This is a genomic window from Parafrankia sp. FMc2 (genome assembly GCF_041008525.1).
Taxonomy (GTDB): domain Bacteria; phylum Actinomycetota; class Actinomycetes; order Frankiales; family Frankiaceae; genus Parafrankia.
Window position 1 is genome coordinate 1 of sequence record NZ_JBFLUG010000337.1, and the last position, 2,277, is coordinate 2,277.

At 69.2% G+C, this 2,277-nt stretch carries 2 protein-coding genes and 2 pseudogenes; 2 read left to right on the forward strand and 2 right to left on the reverse strand.

The window, feature by feature from the left end; genetic code table 11:
• Together AB1460_RS36965 and AB1460_RS36970 are read left to right on the forward strand one after the other, a co-directional pair.
• Nucleotides 1-277: transposase (locus tag AB1460_RS36965; protein ID WP_368967178.1), on the forward strand; the 277-nt coding region annotated here is incomplete at its 5' end.
• 112 nt (nucleotides 278-389) lie between these two features.
• Nucleotides 390-1,175: pseudogene (locus tag AB1460_RS36970) on the forward strand (IS256 family transposase); the annotation flags it as partial.
• A gap of 9 nt (nucleotides 1,176-1,184) precedes the next feature.
• On the opposite strand, the pseudogene AB1460_RS38495 reads toward AB1460_RS36970, so the two are convergent.
• Nucleotides 1,185-1,397: pseudogene (locus AB1460_RS38495) on the reverse strand (ISAzo13 family transposase); the annotation flags it as partial.
• Nucleotides 1,398-1,405: 8 nt separating this feature from the next.
• On the reverse strand, nucleotides 1,406-2,277 hold an 872-nt coding region (locus AB1460_RS36975; protein WP_368967180.1), incomplete at its 5' end, for a transposase.

Below are 2,277 nucleotides of genomic sequence, written 5' to 3' on the forward strand. Positions count from 1 at the left end.
CGTGGCGACACATCAGGCCAGCCCGACCCGGCTCGCCGCGTTCGTCCGCGAGCACTGGCTGGTCGAGAACCGGCTGCACTGGGTCCGCGACGTCACCTTCGGTGAGGACCTCAGCCAGGTCCGGACCAGTAACGCGCCACAGGTCATGGCCAGCCTGCGCAACCTCGCGATCGCGATCCTGCGCCTGACCGGCGTCACGAACATCGCCGCGGGAATCCGTCACCACGCCCGCCGCCCCGAACGCCCACTAGAGACAATCATGAAGCTTGCTTGCTGACCGACAACTTTGCCGAGGCCCTGAGGGTGGGGGTGTGTCGCTCCGGGACAAAGACGGCCACCGCGTGTAGCTCTGTGTGAACCGACCAAAGTTCGCAGAGAGGACACACGCGATGGCCTTGGATGATTCTGCCCTATCGGGTCTGGTCGAGGTGCTGCGGCACACCGACGCCGGGGCGGTGATGCGGGAGCTGCTGCGGTTCGGCCTGCAGGCCCTCGTTGACGCGGAAGCCGACGCGCACGTCGGCGCGGCCCGCTTCGAACGGTCCGCTGCGCGCACGACGCAGCGTAACGGTTCCCGGGCGCGGACGGTGTCGACGACCGCGGGGGACCTGACGGTGAAGATCCCCAAGATGCGGACCGGGTCGTTCTTCCCGTCGCTGCTGGAACCCCGCCGGCGGATCGACGTGGCGCTGCACGCGGTGGTGATGGAGGCCTACGTCCACGGCGTGTCGACCCGCAAGGTCGACGACCTCGTCGCGGCCCTCGGTGTCGACACCGGGATCTCGAAGTCGGAGGTGTCGCGGATCTGCGCCGCGTTGGACCGGGAGGCCGGCGCGTGGCGGGCCCGGCGGCTGGACCATGTCGGGTTCCCCTACGTCTACCTGGATGCCACCTACTGCAAGGTCCGCCTCGACGGGCGGGTGGTGTCCCAGGCAGTGGTGATCGCGACCGGGGTGTCCGCCGATGGGCGCCGTGAGGTCCTCGGCGTGCAGGTCGGGGACTCCGAGGACGAGGCGTTCTGGACCGAGTTCCTGCGTGGGCTACGCGACCGTGAGCTGATGGTCGGCCCGGCCGGGGTGCGGCTGGTCATCTCTGATGCCCACCGCGGGCTGACCGCCGCCATGGGCAAGGTGCTGACCGGCGTGTCGTGGCAGCGCTGCCGGGTCCACTGGATCTGTGCGAAATTAACCTGGCGGCGTGTCGGCTTCGTCTGTTGGCGGGATGGAGGCGAGGAGCTGTTCGGCGGAGCGGTACTTGACTGGTGCTGGTGGCAGGTGGATGTCGTCTTCTTCAAGGATGGGTCGGACATCGAGGAAGGCAGTGCCGATGGTGCGGTGACTGACGCCGAACAGCTCGGCGAGTACCCGGCCGGTGGCGACTTTACGGTGGTGGAGGACTCTGCTGCTTAATTCGGGGCTGGGGTTGCGAGTCGGTGGCTGAGGCGGGTGAGTCTGCTGGTGCGGGGTGTGAAGGCTGGTTGGTCGGGGTTCCAGTGGGCGTCAAGGCGTAGGACGTTGACCGCGGTGGCGGAGAAGGAGTGTTGGAGGCGGACCTTGGGCAGCCCGCGGTAGCGGGCGTTGCGTAGGCCGGTGATGTCGAGGGCCTGGTTGATGGTGCCTTCGATCCCGGCGCGTAGGGCGTACCGGGTCTTCCAGGTGTCGGTGGTCTGCTCGGCTCGCGCGGCGGTGAGGGTCTCGTGGAGTTCTCGGGGGCGCAGGCTGAGGAAACGGGCACCGCGTGCCGCGGTGGTGCACGACGTGCGGGTGGGGCAGGGGTGGCAGTCGGTGCGGGCGAACTGGACGACGATGGCGTCGCGGTCGTGCTGGCGGACGGGGTACCAGCCGGTGCTGGTGTGGCCTTGGGGGCAGCGGGCCTGGCGGGTTTTCCAGTCGATCCGGAACGCGGCCTTGTCGTATCCGGTGCCGGCCCTGGCCTGGGGTGAGTGATCGAGCAGGGCGGGGGTGACCATGGTGATGCCGCGGGTGGTGGCGGTGTGGATGAGGTCGGCGGAGGAGTAGCCGGCGTCGAGGTAGTGCTCGGCGGGGGTGAGGCCACGCTCGGTGAGGGTGGCCTGGACGGGCAGGGTGGCCTTCACATCGGGGACACTCGCGGTGGTGGTGAGAACGTCTGTGATCAGCCGCAGCGGCAACGCTTCGGCTTCGGCGGGAGGGTCGCAGGTTTCGGTGAGGGTCGGGTAGCGGCGGCGCATTGCTGCGCCGCCGCCCCCTCGGAACCCGGCGTGCCACTCGTCGCGGCACCGGGCTCGGGCTCCCACAT